Annotated in this window: 17 protein-coding genes; 14 read left to right on the top strand and 3 right to left on the bottom strand. The window is 63.4% G+C overall.

What is annotated here, in order from left to right:
* Window positions 1-59 precede the first annotated feature (59 nt).
* The 5 genes from ADU59_RS13845 to ADU59_RS13825 all read left to right on the top strand — a co-directional run bounded on the left by ADU59_RS13845 (window position 60) and on the right by ADU59_RS13825 (window position 6226).
* The gene (locus tag ADU59_RS13845) at window positions 60-1646 is read left to right on the top strand and encodes a zinc-binding metallopeptidase family protein (protein WP_425332018.1); all 1587 of its coding nucleotides are present in this window, start codon (window positions 60-62) and stop codon (window positions 1644-1646) included.
* Between the two features lies 1 nt (window position 1647).
* Window positions 1648-2565, top strand: coding sequence for a dimethylarginine dimethylaminohydrolase family protein (locus ADU59_RS13840; RefSeq protein ID WP_068954709.1), 918 nt, complete (start codon window positions 1648-1650; stop codon window positions 2563-2565).
* Between the two features lie 249 nt (window positions 2566-2814).
* Window positions 2815-3561: a CPBP family intramembrane glutamic endopeptidase gene (locus tag ADU59_RS13835; protein WP_158515724.1), complete on the top strand. Its 747-nt coding sequence runs from the start codon at window positions 2815-2817 to the stop codon at window positions 3559-3561.
* Window positions 3562-3672: 111 nt separating this feature from the next.
* Complete coding sequence (locus ADU59_RS13830; protein WP_068954707.1) at window positions 3673-4830, top strand: alpha-hydroxy acid oxidase; 1158 nt, start codon at window positions 3673-3675, stop codon at window positions 4828-4830.
* A 16-nt stretch (window positions 4831-4846) separates the two neighbouring features.
* Window positions 4847-6226 (top strand): FAD-binding oxidoreductase, encoded by a 1380-nt coding sequence (locus tag ADU59_RS13825; protein WP_068954706.1) that lies wholly within the window; start codon window positions 4847-4849, stop codon window positions 6224-6226.
* A gap of 6 nt (window positions 6227-6232) precedes the next feature.
* Here the strand turns inward: ADU59_RS13825 and ADU59_RS13820 are convergent, their stop codons facing one another.
* Window positions 6233-6940: a transcriptional regulator NanR gene (locus ADU59_RS13820; RefSeq protein ID WP_068954705.1), complete on the bottom strand. Its 708-nt coding sequence runs from the start codon at window positions 6938-6940 to the stop codon at window positions 6233-6235.
* Between the two features lie 210 nt (window positions 6941-7150).
* Between ADU59_RS13820 and oiaX the strand changes: the two genes are divergently transcribed.
* Window positions 7151-8404 carry a 3-oxo-isoapionate-4-phosphate decarboxylase OiaX gene (oiaX, locus tag ADU59_RS13815; RefSeq protein WP_068954704.1) on the top strand — a complete coding sequence of 418 codons (1254 nt, stop codon included), beginning with the start codon at window positions 7151-7153 and terminating at the stop codon, window positions 8402-8404.
* The gene (locus ADU59_RS13810) at window positions 8404-9747 is read left to right on the top strand and encodes a four-carbon acid sugar kinase family protein (RefSeq protein ID WP_425332017.1); all 1344 of its coding nucleotides are present in this window, start codon (window positions 8404-8406) and stop codon (window positions 9745-9747) included. The genes oiaX and ADU59_RS13810 overlap by 1 nt, the downstream gene beginning before the upstream one ends.
* Window positions 9748-9768: 21 nt before the next feature.
* Here the strand turns inward: ADU59_RS13810 and ADU59_RS13805 are convergent, their stop codons facing one another.
* On the bottom strand, window positions 9769-10164 hold the full coding sequence (locus tag ADU59_RS13805; RefSeq protein ID WP_068954703.1) for a hypothetical protein: 396 nt from the start codon (window positions 10162-10164) through the stop codon (window positions 9769-9771).
* Complete coding sequence (locus ADU59_RS13800) at window positions 10157-10399, bottom strand: type II toxin-antitoxin system prevent-host-death family antitoxin (RefSeq protein WP_068954702.1); 243 nt, start codon at window positions 10397-10399, stop codon at window positions 10157-10159. The genes ADU59_RS13805 and ADU59_RS13800 overlap by 8 nt, the downstream gene beginning before the upstream one ends.
* Window positions 10400-10596: 197 nt before the next feature.
* On the opposite strand from ADU59_RS13800, the gene ADU59_RS13795 reads away from it, so the two are divergent.
* From ADU59_RS13795 to apnL, 7 genes are all read left to right on the top strand, one after another.
* Window positions 10597-11424, top strand: a complete 828-nt coding sequence (locus tag ADU59_RS13795) for a phosphogluconate dehydrogenase C-terminal domain-containing protein (RefSeq protein WP_068954701.1) — start codon at window positions 10597-10599, stop codon at window positions 11422-11424.
* 79 nt (window positions 11425-11503) lie between these two features.
* On the top strand, window positions 11504-12445 hold the full coding sequence (locus ADU59_RS13790; RefSeq protein WP_068954700.1) for a D-ribose ABC transporter substrate-binding protein: 942 nt from the start codon (window positions 11504-11506) through the stop codon (window positions 12443-12445).
* 72 nt (window positions 12446-12517) lie between these two features.
* Window positions 12518-13162, top strand: a complete 645-nt coding sequence (locus ADU59_RS13785; RefSeq protein ID WP_068954699.1) for a DUF2291 family protein — start codon at window positions 12518-12520, stop codon at window positions 13160-13162.
* 1 nt (window position 13163) lies between these two features.
* Complete coding sequence (locus tag ADU59_RS13780; protein ID WP_068954698.1) at window positions 13164-14723, top strand: sugar ABC transporter ATP-binding protein; 1560 nt, start codon at window positions 13164-13166, stop codon at window positions 14721-14723.
* The gene (locus ADU59_RS13775) at window positions 14723-15787 is read left to right on the top strand and encodes an ABC transporter permease (protein WP_068954697.1); all 1065 of its coding nucleotides are present in this window, start codon (window positions 14723-14725) and stop codon (window positions 15785-15787) included. The genes ADU59_RS13780 and ADU59_RS13775 overlap by 1 nt, the downstream gene beginning before the upstream one ends.
* A gap of 213 nt (window positions 15788-16000) precedes the next feature.
* Window positions 16001-17035, top strand: coding sequence for a Gfo/Idh/MocA family protein (locus ADU59_RS13770; RefSeq protein ID WP_068954696.1), 1035 nt, complete (start codon window positions 16001-16003; stop codon window positions 17033-17035).
* Entirely contained in the window at window positions 17032-18891 is a 1860-nt protein-coding gene (gene apnL, locus ADU59_RS13765; RefSeq protein WP_068954695.1) for a D-apionate lactonase, read from the top strand. Before ADU59_RS13770 ends, apnL begins: the two co-directional genes overlap by 4 nt.
* Window positions 18892-19151: the final 260 nt, after the last annotated feature.

Raw genomic sequence — 19151 nt, 5'->3', positions numbered from 1 at the left:
AGATCGGATCGGCGTTTAACTGACCGTCGCGCCGATCCCTCCAGCGAAACGAAATCCCCGTGCCGATCTCCGCCGCCCAGACATCAGCCCAGACCTTCGTCGACACCATCCGGGCCGACCTGTCGGACTGGACGGCCCGGATATTCTCGTTCGGCGAAACCGCCTGGCGCGAATACGAATCCGCCGCCTGGTATGTCGATCTGCTGCGAGAGCAGGGTTTTTCCGTCGAGGAAGGCTCGGCCGGCATGCCGACGGCCTTCTGTGCCGAATGGAGCAACGGCCCCGGTCCCGTCATCGGCATGTATGCGGAATACGATGCCGTGCCCGGCAACTGCCAGGCAGCAACGACGCGAAGAGAGCCGCGCGAAAACCTGAGCTATGAGGCCGGCGGCCATACCGATCCGCATTCGGCGCTCGGCATCGGCTCGCTCGGCGGCCTGCTCGCCACCAGGGCAGCGATGGAGCGGCACGGTATCAAGGGCACCCTGCGCTTCACCGGCGAACCCGCCGAAAAGGTGCGCGGCTCCAAGCCGATCCACGCGGCACAAGGCTATTACGACGGCCTCGACGGCATGTTCTCCTTCCACCCGTTCTACATGCTGCCGATGTGCAACACGGTGCGCTGGGATACCCACTGTGGTGCTGCCTATTCGATGATCTACCGTTTCATCTGCGACCAGCCCGAAGCCTGGGGCCGCAGCGACGATGCGCCGATCCCGCAGTCGCATTCGGCCGTGCGCGCACCCGGCGCCAACGACGCGCTGATGACCATGTACATGGCGTCCAAGGCGCTGCGCGATTCCATGCTCACCCATCAGGGCGGCTGGTCGATCAGCGAGGCGATCCTGACGGCCGGACAGGCCACGGCCGACAACCTGCCGGCCGGTCTTGCCGAAATCCAGTACATGATCCGCGTGCCGACCATCGCCATGGCCGAGCAGGTCACCTCGGTTCTCGACCGAAATGCCGCAGCGGCGGCGACCATGACCGGCTGCCGCTACGAGCGCCACTGGGTGTCCAAATCCCGCCCCGGCCTTGCCAATCACGCGATGGCCAATCTTGTCTGGGGCTCTCTTCAGGCTGTCGGCGCTCCGCGCTGGGACGAGACGGCCAGGACTGTTGCCCGCGAGATCCAGGCCATTCTCGGCGTGGAAGTGATGGAGGCCCCCTTCATCGACGAAATGGAGCAGTTGATTGCCCCGCAGGACGCCGAGGCCATCCTGCGCCGCGACCTCGCCCCGTCACAGCTGAATTCCACGTCGGACGACTATACCGACATGAGTTGGCACGCGCCGACCGCCCGCTTCTATATCGCCCGCCCCGCGCTCAAAGCCCCGCCGGGCTATACCTATCCCGTCTGGGTCGCCAATGCGCTCGGCGGCATTCCGGCAACCATCGATCCGACCGTGCTTTGCGCCGCAAAGACCCTCGCCCTATCCGCTATCCGCCTGCTCGAAGACGAAACCGTGCGCGCCACGGCCAGGCGCGAATTCAACGAGCGCACCGGCGGCGGCATCGGCGGATCGAAATGGACACCGCCGCTTTGCGACTATTCACCCCCCATCCACTTCCGATGGCCCGAATATGTGACCACCGCCCGTGGCCGCGACTGGTGGATCCCCAAACCCTCAACCCCGGAGGCATGACATGCAGTTCAACGAGCCCTTTTCGCTTCAGCGCCGCAACCCCAAGGGCGGCACCACGCCGCTCACCCGCTGGGGGTTCAAGAACGAGACCGATCCGCTGACCGACGTGCTGCTCGGCTCACCGGCGCATCTGCGGCATCTCTCGACCAGCTCGCTGTCGCGCAAGCATCTGCGCGAGGCGCCCTGCAACATCCAGGTGGCGCAGTCGCAGCACAAGGAACTGGTCGCAGCCTACGAGCATTTCGGCGTGAAAATCCATTGGCACGATCCGACGCCGGAACTGCCGATGCAGGTCTATTCGCGTGATTCCAGCGTCATGACGCCCTATGGCGCCATCATCACCGCCATGGCCAACTGGTGGCGGCGCGGCGAGAATTATGCCGCCATTCGCACCTATGAAAAGCTCGGCATCCCGATCTACGACATGGTCACGGCAGGCACGTTCGAAGGCGGCGATTTCAATGTCATCGAGGATGGCGTCGTCCTGATCGGCTGCGGCGGCGCCCGCACCCAGGAGGAAGGCGCCCGCCAGGTCGAGGACTGGTTCAAAAAAGAAGGCTGGGAAACGCGGCTTGCCTTCATCGACGAATATTACGTCCATATCGACCTGATGGTCGTGCCGATCGCCGAAAAGCTCACCGCCGTCTGCCTTGCCTGCACCGAACCGGGCATCGTCGACTGGCTGAAGGCCAAGGGCCACGAGATCATCGACGTGCCCTTCCAGGACACGATGGCACTCGGCTGCAACTTCATGTCGCTCGGCAAGGATCGCGTGATTGCGCCGACATCCTCGAAAACCCTGATCGAAAACCTGCGCGCCCGCGGCTTCGAAGTCGCCGCCATCGACATGAGCGAAATCTCCAAGACCGGCGGCGGTATCCATTGCATGGCGCAGGCGCTGGTAAGAGAGGCGGCCTGAGTTTTTCGGCAAAGCCCCCATCCGGCCTGCAACGCGCCGTCTTCCCGTCTCGACGGGGAGAAGGAATAGGCGACAAACGCCAACCAAAACCTCTAAGGTCGCATCGACTCGATGGGATATCCGGGCCAGCGAGGAAAACCAGCGCAGATGTCGTTCCCGCGTTGCCGACACGGAAGGCCGCCTCGCGGTCATCCTTCGGCGAGTGACAATCACGGGTCACCGGAAAGAAATGCGAGGAACCGGAACTCGATGGGCGTATTGAACAATCGATTGGGCCTGTCCCTGATGGTCCTGACGATATGGACCGCGATCACCGTTATCGGCGGCATCATGAGCGCTGGTTTCGATGGTTCGGCTGCCGATCCGCTCACCCAGGGCGTGCACACGGCCTTTGTCGCCGCGATCGTTTTCCTGATGGGGGCCGCGTTCATCTGCCGCTGGAACGACCTCGGGTTCAATGCCCCGGTCTCGGTGCGGTCTCTGTCCGCGCTCTGGCTGCCGCTGGTTTACATCGCGTTTTTCTGCGTCGCGATGATGCTTGCGGGCCTTCCCGCCACCGGTGTCATTGCCTCTATCTTTGTCAATACGATCCTGATCGGACTGTCCGAGGAGCTGATGTTTCGCGGCATTCTCTTCCGGGGCTTGCGGGCATGCTGCTCGCTCCGCTCGACCGTCTGGATATCCAGCCTGCTGTTCGGGGCCGTGCATCTGCTCAACGGGTTTTCGACCGGCCTTGCCTCCGCCGTGCCGCAGGCGATCTTCACCTTTTGCCTTGGAATTCTCTTTGTCGCCATCCGGATCAGAACCGGCTCGCTCTATCCCGTGATCGCCCTGCACGCCGCCTGGGATTTCTGCATCTTCATGCTGGATGTCGGTCCCGCAGGCCAGCTCTGGAGCGCTGCGGAGCTTTACGCCGTGGCATCGGTGCTGCCGCTTTATGGCCTCTACCTTCTCCGCAAATCCCGCGCCACGCCCGAAAGCGGAGACATGGCATGACAGCACGTCCATGGAGATGGCGGCCAGCGGTGCAAAGTCAGGAACAGGGCCTTTCCGCCATCCCTGCAGAACCGCTAAGGTCCGCATCGAATCGAGGAGCATCCGGCCAGCATGACATCCCTGCACAGACGTTTTCCCTGCATCCCCGACATGGAAGCGGCCGCCGCGCGGCGCATGCCGGGGTTTGTGCATGATTACCTGATCGGCGGTCTCGGCCGGGAAAGCGGCGTCCGGCGCAATGCCGCAAGCTTCGATACGATCGAGCTGATGCCGCGCTATCTGTCGGAAGCGCCGTCGCCGGATCTGAGTGTCAGCCTGTTCGGCAAGCGCTTCGATGCGCCCTTCGGCGTCGCCCCGCTCGGCCTTGCCGGCCTGCTCTGGCCCGGCTGCGAAGTGCCGCTGGCGCAAGCGGCCAGGGCCCGCAACATTCCGCATGTGCTTTCCACCTTCGCCAACCGCGCCATGGAAACGATCGGGCCGATCGCCGGCGACAATGGCTGGTTCCAGTTCTATCCGCCCAACGATCCCACGATGGAAGCCGACATGATCGGCCGCGCCGCGCGCGCCGGCTACCAGACGCTGGTGCTGACGGTCGATATCCCCGCGCCCACCCGCCGCGAGCGCGATATCCGCAACGGCATGTCGGTGCCACCGATCCTCGATCTCAGGACCATGTTCCAGATCGCCACCCATCCGCACTGGGCACGCCATGTGCTGCGCCACGGCATTCCCGATTTCGAGAACCTGTCGCCTTACTATCCGAAGGGTTCGTCGCTGAAGGAATCCGCCGCGTTCGTCGGCCGCGTCATGACCGGTCCGATCGGTGCCGATCGCGTCCGCCGCATCCGCGATGCCTGGAGGGGCAAGCTCTTGATCAAGGGCGTGCTCGACGTGACGGAAGCGCAAGCCTATCTGGCGCTCGGCGCCGACGGCCTGATCGTCTCCAACCATGGCGGCCGCCAGCTCGATGCCGCCCCGACCGCCGTTTCGATCCTGCCTGGCATCCGTCGCGCTCTTGGCCCCGATGTGCTGATTGCAGCCGATGGCGGCATCCGCTCCGGTCTGGACGTTGCCCGCATGCTGGCGCTCGGCGCCGATTTCGTCCTCCTCGGCCGCCCCTTCGTCTTTGCCAGCGCCGCCATGGGGGCTGCCGGCGGCGGCCATCTGATTGATATCCTCAAGGCCGAACTGTCCGGCGCCATGGCTCAGCTCGGCTGCCGGACGATTGCCGATCTGCCGTCCTTCCTCCACGCGCCCGTTGCCGCCTGATCAGGAGAGTATCCCCATGACCCTCATCGATGACCTGATCGAAGCGCTGGGCACCGAAACCGTGCTGACCGGCAACGCGATCGGCGAACGCTACCGCAGCGACGCCAGCACCACCGGCAAATCCCTGCCGCTCGCCGTCCTGCGCCCATCGAATACCGAACAGGTTTCGCTGGCTCTTGCCATCTGCGACCGCCACCGCCAGCCCGTCGTGCCGCAGGGCGGCCTCACCGGCCTTGCCGGCGGCGCCAATGCGCGGGGCGGCGATATCGCCCTGTCGCTGGAGCGAATGTCTGGCGTCGAGGAGATCGATACGGCAGCCGGCACCATGACGGTCCTTGCCGGAACGCCGCTGGAAGTGGCGCAAATGATCGCCGAAACCGCCGGCTTCCTGCTGCCGATCGATCTGGGTGCGCGTGGCTCCTGCCAGATCGGCGGCAATCTCTCCACCAATGCCGGCGGCATCCGCGTCATCCGCCACGGCGTCACCCGTGACAATGTGCTGGGCCTCGAAGCCGTGCTGGCCGATGGCACGGTGTTGTCCTCGCTCAACCGGATGACCAAGAACAACACCGGCTACGACCTGCGCCAGCTGTTCATCGGCGCGGAAGGCACGCTCGGTATTATCACCCGCGCCGTGCTGCGTCTGCGTCCGCTGCCGGCCAGCAGGTTGACGGCGCTCTGCGCGCTGGAAAGCTACGGCCATGTCGTCTCGCTGCTCAAATCCGCCCAGCGCACGCTGTCCGGCCTGTCGGCCTTCGAGGCCATGTGGGAGAGCTATGTCCGCTTCAACGCCGAGGCCCTGAAGCTCACCTTCTTCGACAAGACCTATCCGTTCACAATCATCATCGAACAGGATGTCGACGGCAGCGACGAGGACAGGGATCGCTTTGAGGCCTTCCTTGCCAAGGCGTTCGAGGACGGTCTCGTCACCGACGCGCTGATCGCCCAGTCGGAAAAGGAGGCCCGCGCCTTCTGGTCGGTCCGCGAAGGCCACCTGATGGACCAGCTCATGCCCGGCCTGATCAATCTCGATATCAGCCTGCCCGTCGGCCAGCTCGACGCTTTCGCCGGCGATTGCCAGGCGGCACTTCTCGCCCGCTTCCCGGCGGCCCACGTCTCGTTCTTCGGCCATGTCGGCGACAGCAACCTGCACGTGGGCGTCTGGGTCGAGAATGCAAGCGCGCATGACCTGCATGAGGTCGACACCATCGCCTATGATCTGGTGCGAAAATACAAAGGCTCGATCTCCGCCGAACACGGCATCGGCACGCTGAAACGCGACTTCCTCGATCACTCCCGCAGCCAGGCCGAAATCGGCGTCATGCGCCGGATCAAGGCGGCGCTCGATCCGAACGGAATCATGAATCCGGGGAAGGTGATCCCGCCTGCGGTCTGAACCGGATTACTTCGACGCGTACAGCGCCCGCGAGCGCTCCAGATGCTTCAGCACCGCCTGTTCGGCGGCATCGGGATCGCGCGCCGCCAGACAGGTGATGATCTCTTCGTGCTCGGCGAGCGTGAACTTTTCCTTGCCGGTCCAGATCAGCATTTCGGTGTGGTATTCCTTCAGCCAGGCAAGCATTGCCTCACTGACGGCGACGTAGATCGGATTGCGCGAAACCCGGGCGATCCGGGTGTGGAATTCCATGTCGGCGGAGATGAAGGCTTCCGCGTCGCCGAGCGACTGGCGCTGCCGCTCGAGAACCTCGCGCAAGCTAGCGATATCGTTGGCATCCCCCTTCAGCGCCGCCTCGCGGGCCATGCCGCGCTCGAAGAAGATGCGGGCGCTTTTCAGGTGTTCCAGCGTGTCAGACGATTTGGCCAGCATGATCTTCGCCGTCATGTCCATCTGCCGGAAGATCGATTGCGCCGTCAGTTCCAGAACCTTGGCCCGCTCGCCATGCGAGATCACCACCAGCCCCATGCCGGCCAGTGCCTGCATCGCCTCGCGGATGGCCGGACGCCCCACGCCGAAACGTTCCATCAATTCCCGCTCGGACGGCATTTCGTCGCCGGGCTGCAATTCGCCCGACGTGATCATCGCCTTCAGCCGCGCGAACACCTCGTCGGACAATTTGCGGCGGACGATCTGTTCGGACTGCTGGCCCATGGTTTCTCGCTGCTTCATCGTCGCCAACGTTATGCACCGCTCCGCCTGTGAAGGAAATGACGCAGTGCCTTGCGCCGCTCACCGTCCACATTCATCGTTGCTGATGCAAGCTTCCTCTTGCTTAATTGATATGCTCATTATACCAGTTGGCGAAAACGCGCCAGCCGGATCTGGCCGGGAATTGCCAAGCCGGGAGGATTTTGCTCGCTCATGATCGTCATCACCTACAGAATCGAAACGACCGGCAGCGTTGAGGCCATGGCGGAAAAGATCGCCAGCGACCAGTCGACCGGCACCTTCGTGCCCGTCCCCGGCGAAACGCCGGAGCTGAAAGCCCGCGTTGCCGCCCGTGTGCTCGCCATCCGCACGCTTTCCGATGCGGACCGCCCGAGCTGGCCCGAAGCGCCGGCCGGCCATGGCCCGATCCGCCGCGCCGAGGCCGACATCGCCTTCCCCCTCGATGCCATCGGAACCGATCTCTCCGCCCTGATGACCATCGCCGTCGGCGGCATCTTTTCCATTCGCGGCATGACCGGCCTGCGCGTCGTCGATCTGAAGCTGCCGCAGGAATACAAGGCCGCCTATCTTGGCCCCCAATTCGGCCTCCCCGGCAGCCGCAGGCTCACCGGCGTTCATGACCGCCCGATCATCGGCACCATCGTCAAGCCGGCGCTCGGCCTGCGCCCGCACGAGACCGCCGCGCTGGTCGGCGAGCTGATCGAATCCGGCGTCGATTTCATCAAGGACGACGAGAAGTTGATGAGCCCGGCCTATTCGCCGCTCAAGGAGCGCGTCGCCGCCATCATGCCAAGGATCCTCGATCACGAGCAGAAGACCGGCAAGAAGGTGATGTATGCCTTCGGCATCTCGGCGACCGATCCCGACGAGATGATGCGCAACCACGATCTGGTGCTTGAGGCCGGCGGCAACTGTGCCGTCGTCAACATCAATTCCATCGGCATGGGCGGCATGGCCTTCCTGCGCAAGCGCTCCGGCCTGGTGCTGCATGCCCATCGCAACGGCTGGGACGTGCTCACCCGCCATCCCGGCATCGGCTTCGATTTCAAGGTCTGGCAGCAGTTCTGGCGGCTTCTGGGTGTGGATCAGTTCCAGATCAACGGCATTGGCGTCAAATACTGGGAGCCGGACGAGAGCTTTGTGGAAAGCTTCAAGGCCGTCACCACGCCGCTGTTCGACCAGTCCGACTGCGCCCTTCCCGTCGCCGGCTCCGGCCAGTGGGGCGGCCAGGCGCCGGAAACCTATCGCCGCACCGGCCGCACCACCGATCTGCTTTATCTCTGTGGCGGCGGCATCGTCAGCCATCCCGGCGGTCCGGCGGCCGGCGTGCGTGCCGTGCAGCAGGCCTGGCAAGCGGCGGTCGCCGATATCCCGCTGGAAACCTATGCCAAGGATCATCCGGAGCTCGCCGCCTCCCTCAAGAAATTCGGCAGTGCAAGCGAGTAATGTTCATGCAAGACAATCTTCTTCTCTCCTATTACGGCGACGATCTGACGGGCTCCACCGATGTGATGGAGGCGCTGGCCTCCAATGGCGTCGAGACCGTGCTGTTCATGGACGTGCCGGATGATGCGCTGCTGACGCGGTTTGGCCATTGCCGCGCCATCGGCCTTGCCGGCACCAGCCGCAGCGAAACGCCGGACTGGATGGACGCGCACCTGACGCCCGCCTTCAAATGGCTGAAAAGCCTGAATGCGGCTCTCTGCCACTACAAGGTTTGCTCGACCTTCGATTCGGCCCCGACGGTCGGCAATATCGGCAAGGCCGTCGAAATCGGCAAGACACTGTTTGATCAGGCTTACGTCCCCGTTGTGGTCGGCGCCCCGCAGCTGAAGCGCTATACCGCCTTTGGCCATCTCTTTGCCGCCTATCAGGGCGAGGTCTACCGCATCGACCGCCACCCGGTGATGAGCCGCCATCCGGTCACGCCGATGACTGAAGCCGACCTGCGCCTGCACATGAAGGCGCAGACGGCGCTGGAGACCCGGCTTGCCGATCTCTCCATGCTTTCAGCCGCCGACGCCGATCACAGGATCGATGCGCTTTGTGCCGATGCGGATGGTATGGTGCTCTTCGATATCGACAGCCCGGAAAGCCAGATCCAGGCCGGCCGTCAGGTCTGGCGGCTGAAGCCCGCAAACGGCTGGTTCGTCGCCGGCTCGTCCGGTGTCGAATATGCGCTGCTCACCGCCTGGAATGCCGCTGGTTTGACAGAGGGGAAGAAGACCTTCCCCCTGCCGGGCAAGGCCGATCGCATCGCCGTCGTCTCCGGCAGCGTCTCGCCCACCACCGAGCGGCAGATCCGCCATGCGACACAGAACGGTTTTACCGGGATCAATCTCGATCCGCTGGAACTGCTCGGCGAAAACGGCAGCACCGCCTTGGAAAAGGCCATCAATGCGGGCCTCGACAGCCTCAGGCAGGGCAACAGCGTCGTCCTCAACACGGCGCTCGGCCCCTCTGCCGATCGCGGCGGCGACATCGACAGGATCCCCGGCAGCCGCCACCGCCTCGGCCGCCTGCTCGGCACCATCCTGCGCCGCCTTGTCGAGGAACAGAACCTCACCCGCGCCGTGATCGCCGGTGGCGACACCTCCAGCCACGCGTTGCGGGAACTCCACGTCCAGGCGCTGACCACCCTGCTGCCGCTGCCGCAGACACCCGGCTCCCCGCTCTGCACCGCGCACGGAACCTACGCCGCCACCAACGGCCTGCAGATCGCGCTCAAAGGCGGACAGGTCGGTTCGGACGGCTATTTCGCGCAGATCAGGGATGGTTTGCAGGGGTAGAGCATCGTCGCTCAGACAGAGCTACGCTCGATGAATGGCGCGCAGCCGTCGCGTTTCGGCTGCCTGCCTGATCAACAATGCGACCTTGCGCAATACGGCAGGGCTCAACGAGCCCACCGGGCGGGCGGCTTCCAGATCAAAGAGCTCATCCTCGCGGAGATAGTTATACTCATCGACGATGAGCCATGTCGGAAAATCGAGGCCGGCGCGGCGGCATTCGATCTCGCCGAGCGCAAAAGCAACGCGGCCTTGCGCCGGCGGCTGCGACGTGAGCGGAAACAGGAACAGATTTGCGGGCTTGGTCTGTGTCCTGACGACAAGGCAGACCGGCCGCGCCTTTCTACCGGACTCTTCGCCGTCATCGAACTGACGAGCCCAGAGATAGTTGTATCGCAGGATATCTCCCGGCTTAAACATCCTCGCCGTCACCCAGCAAGCTGTCGACACCGCTCATCAGTTCCGCATGGATGTCGTCAGGAGCCTCTTCGATCCGATAGGCGCGCTGCCGGCCGACAAGCCGGTGATAATCCTCGGCCGGAATGATCACGAGCCTTTCCTTGCCGCGCTTGGTCAGCGACACCGGTCCGCGCATGGCCGCATCCAGGATCTCGCCGGATCCGCGATTGAGATCGGAAAAGCTGTATTGCTTCATGGGACATCTCTTCTTCTGCGTGTCATACGTATAATACGTGAAATACGTATTATACGTATTCCCGAAAGCATTATACGTCAATATTGGGCAACCCGCCGCTGTCGGCCCAAAAAACCACCTCACAACATGATATACTGATTGACTCATCATACCAGCTGTCTATAGATCATCGCAAAACAAACGCGCAGTGAGGAAACATGACTTCAATCGCACTCTTCGGCGCCGGCGGCAAAATGGGCTACCGGCTGGCCAAAAACCTCAAGGGCTCGCGCTTCGACGTGCGCCATGTTGAGCTGAGCGATGCCGGAAAGGCACGCCTGCAGGCCGACCTCGGCCTCTCCTGCGTCGACGCCGACACCGCCCTTTCGGGCGCTGAAGTCGTTGTGCTCGCCGTGCCGGATACGGCCATCGGCAAGGTTGCCGCCGGTATCGTCGACAAGCTCGCCGCCGGCACCATCGTCATCGTGCTGGATGCCGCAGCACCGGCCGCCGGTCATCTGCCTGATCGTGCCGATCTCACCTATTTCGTCACCCATCCCTGCCATCCGCCGATCTTCAACGACGAAACCGACCCGGCCGCCAAGCGCGACTTCTTCGGTGGCGTCGCCGCCAAGCAGCATATCGTCTCCGCTCTGATGCAGGGTCCGGAGGATCATTTTGCGCTGGGCGAGGAAGTGGCCAAGGTCATCTGGGCGCCCGTCATGCGCTCGCATCGCGTCACCGTCGAGCAGATTGCGCTTCTGGAGCCGGGCCTGTCGGAAACCGTCTGCGCCTCGCTTCTGGTCGTCATGCGCCAGGCCATGGACGAATGCGTCGCCCGCGGCGTGCCGAAGGAAGCCGCCCGTGACTTCCTGCTCGGCCACATGAACGTGCTCGGCGCGGTGATCTTCGAAGAGACGCCGGGCGTCTTTTCCGATGCCTGCAACAAGGCCATCGAATTTGGCATCCCCGTCCTGATGAAGGACGACTGGAAGAAAGTTTTCGAACCCGAGGAGATCGCCGAAAGCATCCGGCGCATCACCTGACCGCCATCAGGCTTTCAAGCCTGACGACCATCGGCTCCGCCGGGAACGGAGCCGATCAATTTCACCTGGGAGGAACCACATGAAACTGACACGCAGACTGACCCTTGCTGCCTTCGCCGGCGCCCTTTCGCTGGGCGTTGCCATGCCGGCCTTCGCCGCCGACCTCATCGCCATCATCACGCCGTCGCATGACAATCCGTTCTTCAAGGCGGAAGCTGTCGGCGCCGAAGCCAAGGCCAAGGAACTCGGCTACGAAACCCTCGTTCTCGTCCATGACGACGACGCCAACAAGCAGAGCCAGCTGATCGATACTGCCATCGGCCGTGGCGCCAAGGCGATCATCCTCGACAATGCCGGCTCGGAAGCCTCGATCGCCGCCGTCCAGAAGGCCAAGGACGCAGGCGTCCCCTCCTTCCTGATCGACCGCGAAATCAACGCCACCGGCATCGCCGTCTCGCAGATCGTTTCCAACAACTACCAGGGTGCCCAGCTCGGCGCCGAAGAATTCGTCAAGCTGATGGGCGAGAAGGGCAACTATGTCGAGCTGCTCGGCCGCGAAGCCGATCTCAATGCCGGCATCCGCTCGAAGGGCTATCACGACATCATCGACGAATATCCGGACCTGAAGATGGTTGCCCAGCAGTCGGCCAACTGGAGCCAGACGGAAGGCTACTCCAAGATGGAGACCATCCTGCAGGCGAACCCTGACATCAAGGGCGTCATCTCCGGCAACGATACCATGGCCATGGGCGCGATCGCCGCTCTCCAGGCCGCCGGCCGCAAGGACGTGATCGTCGTCGGCTTCGACGGCTCCAACGATGTGCGCGACTCGATCAAGTCGGGCGGCATCAAGGCGACCGTGCTGCAGCCGGCCTATGCGCAGGCCCAGATGGCCGTCGAACAGGCCGACGCCTATATCAAGACCGGCAAGGGCCCGGCTGAGGAAAAGCAGCTGATGGACTGCGTCCTCATCAACGGCGACAACGCCGACAAGCTCGAGACCTTCGCGCTCAAGGACTAAATCCTCCCAAGGATGCGCGCAGGGCGGACAAACTCCGCCCTGCGTTTCTTTCCATGTGACGGAGCAGATTTCATGCCGAATTTCGCGACAGCCGCCGCAATCTCGCTCGCCATCGTGCTGGCGCTGCCCGGTTGCAAGATCATCAAGACACCGACGGCCGAAGAGGCTGCGGAAGCTGCAAGCGGCGGCTTCAACCCCAATCGTCAGGTCGCGGACATCTGGGATGCGAAAGTCATCCCGTTCCTCGAAAAGCGCGCCGGCACCTTCCAGGAGGTCTCCGCCCTTGCCGCATCCGACCTGAATGCCGCCGCCGCGAAATACGGCCACAAGGAGAAGGAGGGCAGCGCGCCCTGGACCTTTGCGGCGAAAGTATCCGGCACGATTATCAAGGCCGAAACGACATCACGCGCCGCCTATCTCGACACCGACGTCGATGGTGACGGCAAGGCGGACGTGCGCATCCAGATCGGCCCGGTCATCCGCGGCACGGCGATCCGTGACAGCCTGGATTTCGTCAATTTCAACGAATTCAAGAACCAGATCCAGTGGGCCGAATTCGGCAAGGCCTTCAACGTCCATGTCAACGGCCTGACGCTGGAGAAGCTGCCACGTGACGGCCTCGAAGGCAAAAAGGTCGAGGCGCTCGGCGCCTATCCGTTGCCCTCAGCCGGCCAGCCGGCGCTGTTGACGCCCGCCACCATCACGATCGGCAACTGACATGGCCGGTACAGAGAACCATGACACCATCCTGAAGCTCGACGATGTCACCAAGGTCTATTCCGGCATCGTCGCGGTCAAGCATGCCAGCCTCGAACTGAAGCGCGGCGCGGTCAACGTGCTGGTCGGCGAAAACGGCGCCGGAAAATCGACCCTGATGCGGATGATCGCCGGCGTCGAAAAGCCCTCGCTCGGCCGCATCCTGCTCGAAGGCAAGGAGGTCGAGTTCAACTCGCCCGCCGACGCCCAGAAGCACGGCATCGGCATGGTGTTCCAGGAGCTGAACCTGTTCGGCAATCTCTCCGTTGCCGAAAACATCTTCGCCACCCGCGAGATCACCCGCGGACTTCGCGGCATCGATCACAAGGCGCAGGTTGAAAAGGCCAACCGGTTTCTCGACAAGCTCGATGCCGGCATCAGCGCCGAGACCATGGTCGAGGACCTGCCGATCGGCCAGCAGCAGCTCGTCGAAATCGCCAAGGCGATCTCGCTCGATACCCGCATCCTCATTCTCGACGAGCCGACCTCGGCCCTGTCGGCCGCCGAAGTCGATATCCTGTTCAAGGTCATCGGCGAGCTGAAGGCGCAGGGCGTCGCCATCGTCTATATCTCGCACCGGCTCGAAGAGCTGATGCGCATCGGCGACTACATCACGGTGCTGCGTGACGGCCAGATCACCGGCCAGGCGATGGTCAAGGACATCAACACCCGCTGGATCGTCCGCTCGATGATCGGCTCCGATGCCAAGGATTTCGCCAAGTCGCTCGATCACACGCTGGGCGCGGAAGCCTTCCGCGCCGAAGACATCTGCCTGCCGCGCAAGACCGGCGGCTTTGCCGTCGATCACCTGTCGATCAGCGTGAAGGCCGGCGAGGTGCTGGGCATCTACGGCCTGATGGGCGCCGGCCGCAGCGAATTCTTCGAATGCGTCATCGGCCAGCATGCCCACTCGACGGGCCGGATCTTCGTTGAAGGCGAGGAGATCGCCGCCAAGGATACCTCCACCCGCATCCGCAAGGGCCTTGCCCTCATTCCCGAGGACCGCCAGCGCGAAGGGCTCGTGCAGGTCCTGTCGATCGCCGCCAACCTGACGCTCGCCAGCCTTGAGAAATTCGTCAAGTTCGGCTTCCACATTTCCGGCGAGCGCGAGCGTTCGGCGATCAAGGACGCCATCAGCAACCTGTCGATCAAGGCGCCGAATCCGGATTTCGACGTTACCTCCATGTCCGGCGGCAACCAGCAGAAGGTCGTCATCGGCAAGGCGCTGATGACCAATCCGAAGGTTCTTTTGATGGACGAGCCGAGCCGCGGCATCGATGTCGGCGCCAAGGCGGACGTCTTCCGCACCATGCGCCGGCTTGCCGGCGAGGGTCTCGCCATCCTGTTTTCCACCTCCGACCTCGAAGAGGTCATGGCGCTCTCCGACCGCATCGCCGTCATGAGCAACGGCAAGGTCACGACGATCCTCGACCGAGCCGACGCCACCGAAGAGCTGATCGTCAAGGCCGCGTCCGTGGGACACAAGTCGGCCGAACACAAAACCACTGGGGAACTTGCGTGATGACCACGGCAACCGCGACCGAAAAAGTACCCGCTGCCGATGGCGGCTCCATCCTTTTGACGCTGATGAAACTGCGCACGTTCATCGCGCTCTTCGCCGTCATCGCCTTCTTCTCGGTGTTTGCGCCGAACTTCCTGTCGACGGCCAACATCATCCTGATGTCGAAGCACGTGGCGCTGAATGCCTTTCTCGCCATGGGCATGACCTTCGTCATCATCACCGGCGGCATCGACCTGTCGGTCGGCTCGATCGTCGGCCTCTGCGGCATGGTCGCCGGCGGCCTGATCCTCAACGGCATCGACCTGCAATTCGGCTACACGATGTATTTCAACGTCGTCGAAGTCTGCCTGATCACGCTGGTGGTCGGCATCCTCATCGGCGCGGTCAACGGCCTTTTGATCACCAAGCTCAACGTGGCGCCGTTCATCGCCACGCTCGGCACGCTCTATGTGGCGCGCGGCTTCGCGCTGCTCTCCTCCGACGGCCAGACCTTCCCCAATCTCGTCGGCAAGGAAGAACTGGCCACCACCGGCTTCGGCTTCCTCGGCTCCGGCCGCATCATCGGCCTGCCGGTGTCGATCTGGATCCTGATCGTCGTGGCGCTGGCGGCGGCCTATGTGGCCAAATACGTGCCGATCGGCCGGCAGATCTTCGCCGTCGGCGGCAACGAGCGCGCCGCCCGCATGTCCGGCATCCGCGTCGACCGCGTCAAGATGTTCGTCTACATGTTCTCCGGCTTCTGCGCCGCCATCGTCGGCATCGTCATTTCGTCGGAGCTGATGGCCTCGCATCCGGCCACCGGCAATTCGTTCGAACTGAACGCCATTGCCGCGGCCGTTCTCGGCGGCACCTCGATGTCCGGCGGACGCGGCACGATCGGCGGCACCATCATCGGCGCCTTCGTCATCGGCATTTTGTCCGACGGTCTGGTGATGATGGGCGTCTCCTCCTTTTGGCAGATGGTCATCAAGGGCATCGTCATCATCGTCGCCGTGGTGGTCGACCAGGCCCAGCGCCGGTTGCAGCAGCAGGTGACATTGATGCAGCTGGCGAAAAAGGGGTAAAAGTCCCCTCTCCCCGCCTGCGGGGAGAGGGCTAGGGTGAGGGGCCGGGGGCTCAAATCCAGATACGGTTCAGGCTTGAACTTACGCAATGCCCCTCATCCGGCCTTCGGCCACCTTCTCCCCGTTCACGGGGAGAAGGACAAGCAGCAAGCTCCATCCTCCCATATCCCGCCGGCGAGGGGAGTTGGTGGAAGAATTGGAACAGGAGTTCACATGCCAGACCTCAAGGGAGCCCTGATCGGCTGCGGCTTCTTCGCCGTCAACCAGATGCACGGCTGGAACGACGTCAAAGGTGCTGCCATCGTCGCCATCTGCGATCGTGACCCCGAGCGCCTGAAGATCGTCGGCGAGCAGTTCGGTATCGAACGCCGCTATACCGATGCGGGCCAGATGTTTGCCGATGGCGGCTTCGATTTCGTCGACATCGCCACCACCGTGAACAGCCACCGCGCCCTGGTCGAACTCGCCGCCGCAAACAATATCCCGGCCATCTGCCAGAAGCCCTTTGCCCCGACGCTCGCCGATGCCAAGGCCATGGTCGCCGCCTGCGATGCCGCCGGCATTCCCTTGATGATCCACGAGAACTTCCGCTGGCAAACGCCGATACAGGCCGTGCGCAAGGCGCTCGACTCGGGTGCGATCGGCACGCCGTTCTGGGGCCGCTTCTCCTTCCGCTCCGGCTATGACGTCTTTTCCGGCCAGCCCTATCTTGCCGAAGGCAAGCGCTTCATCATCGAGGATCTCGGCATCCATACGCTGGATATCGCTCGCTATATCCTCGGCGATGTCGCCAGCCTCTCGGCCCGCACCAAACGCGTCAACCCGAAGATCAACGGCGAGGATGTCGCCACCATCCTGCTCGACCATGAAAACGGCGCCACCTCCATCGTCGATGTCAGCTATGCGACGAAACAGGCGATCGAGCCTTTCCCCGAAACGCTGATCGAAATCGACGGCACGGACGGTTCGCTGCGGCTGTCGCAGGGCTACGAGCTGCAGGTCACCAATGCCGAAGGCACCGTCAATACCGACGTCGCCCCGACACTGCTGCCCTGGGCGTCGCGCCCCTGGCACAATATCCAGGAAAGCGTCTACGCCATCCAGCAGCATTGGGCCGACAGCCTGCTGCATCGCAAGGAAACCTCCACTTCGGGCGCGGACAATCTCAAGACCTTCGCGCTGGTCGAAGCCGCCTATGCCAGCGCGGCCAGCAAAGCCACGGTCGAGATCGGGACCCTCCTGAAATGACCGATACGGCGCTTGCCTTCACGCTCTACGGAACCACGCAGGCCGATCCCGCCCCGCGCCTCCTCACGGCCGGAAAGCTGACGGCGCAACTGGCCGGCGGCAACCTGCGCGCCATTGCCTATGACGGCGTCGAGGTTCTGCGCGCCATCTCCTACCTGGTGCGCGACCGTGACTGGGGCACCTATGATCCCGCTCTGTCGAACCTTACGGTGCGCGAAACCGGAGACGGCTTCACCGTCGCCTACACAGCAAGCTGCAACGGCCCGGACGGCAGCCATCTTGCTATCGCAGCGACGATCGAAGGCACGGCCGACGGCAGGCTGACGTTCAAGGGGGAGGCCCTGTCCGCCACCGGCTTCGAAACCAACCGCTGCGGCTTCTGCATCCTCCATCCGATCGTCGGCGTCGCCGGCACGCCGGTTGCCGTCGAACATGTCGATGGCAGCATCGAAGACACCAAGCTGCCCGATCTGATCGATCCCTGGCAGCCCTTCAAGGACATGCGGGCCATCACCCACACGGCCCTTCCCGGCGTCAGCATCGAATGCCGCATGGACGGCGACACGTTCGAGATGGAAGACCAGCGCAACTGGTCGGATGCCTCCTACAAGACCTATGTCCGGCCGCTCGCCCTGCCCTGGCCCTACCGGATTCCGGCGGGCGAAGCCGTTACCCAGCAGATCACCTTGACGATCACCGACAGCCGCACCGCCGACACTCTCCGCGCCCCCGCCGGCAATACCGGTGTCATCCGCCTCACCCCCGGCATTTCCTCCGGCACCATGCCCGCCATCGGCCTGCTGATCACGCCGGAAGAGGCCAGAGCAAGCCTTGCCGCTCTCCAGCAACCGGATGCGCCGAAAGCCCAGGACCTGCTCTTCCATTTCGACCCCACAGCCGGGCATGGCACCCAAGCCTTCCGGGATTTCGCCGAGATCGCCGCGCTCCATAACGGCACCACGACACTCGAAATCGCCGTCCCCTGCCAGCGCCCGCTCGATACCGAAATGCAGGAGATCGCGGCCCAGATGCGCGCCGCAAACTTCACCCCCGGCGCCATCATGGTCTGCCCCTCCGTCGACCGGCAATCGACCCCGCCCGGCAGCAAATGGCCGGACTGCCCGCCGCTCGAGAATGTCTACGCCGCTGCATCGAGAGCCTTCCCGGGCATCCGGCTGGGTGGCGGCATGCTCTCCTATTTCACCGAGCTCAACCGCAAGCGCGTGCCTGCCGGAAACCTCGATTTCGTCAGCCATTGCACCAACCCGATCGTCCATGCCGCCGACGATATCAGCGTCATGCAGACGCTCGAGGCCCTGCCCTTCATCACCCGCTCGGTCCGTGCCATCTACGGCAACATACCCTATCGCCTCGGCCCCTCGACCATCCCGATGCGCCAGAACCCCTATGGCAGCCGCACGATGGACAATCCGCAGGGCGGCCGTATCCCGATGGCCAACCGCGATCCCCGCCACAACGGCCGTTTCGCCGCAGCCTTCGCCGCCGGTTATGCCGCATCCGTGCTGGATGCCGGTCTGGAAACCCTGACGCTGTCGGCGCTCACCGGCCCGTTCGGGCTCTATGCAGGGAAAGGTGAACCCGCGGTCGAAGGCGGGCCAAGGCCGCTGCATGAAGTCGTCAAAGGGCTGGCGCAACTGGCTGGACAAAAGTGGCAGACCGTCGTTACGTCCGAGCCGGGAAAGGTGCTGGCATTTCAGGTGGAAACGGCTGCCGGCCGCGCAATCTGGATCGTCAATCTGAGTGCCGAGAAACAGTCCGTCGACACGGAGCAACTCGGCATACCCTCTGCACAGACGCATCTTGCTCCCTTTGAAAGAACCTGCATCGTCATTTAAAAATCTGACGGAAATGGTTCCCTGGAGCTTTCCCATATCCCTCCGTCTTCCTCGCCCTTGTGGCGGGGATCCAGCGCGCCATGTCCATGGCGCAAAGCCTCCTTCCCCGCGACAGGACCACCCTCTCACCGCGCCGACGCGCGGTGGCTGGATGCCTGTGACATCCCTCGGGTCAAGCCCGAGCACAGGCATGACGGAAATTTTTGGATAATCCAAACCCGCTGCAACTCTCCCCGCACAAAAAAATCATCCCCGTAAAT

This window comes from Pararhizobium polonicum (assembly GCF_001687365.1).
GTDB classification, from domain to species: Bacteria; Pseudomonadota; Alphaproteobacteria; order Rhizobiales; family Rhizobiaceae; genus Pararhizobium; species Pararhizobium polonicum.
This window is presented reverse-complemented; position numbering and strand designations above follow the sequence as displayed.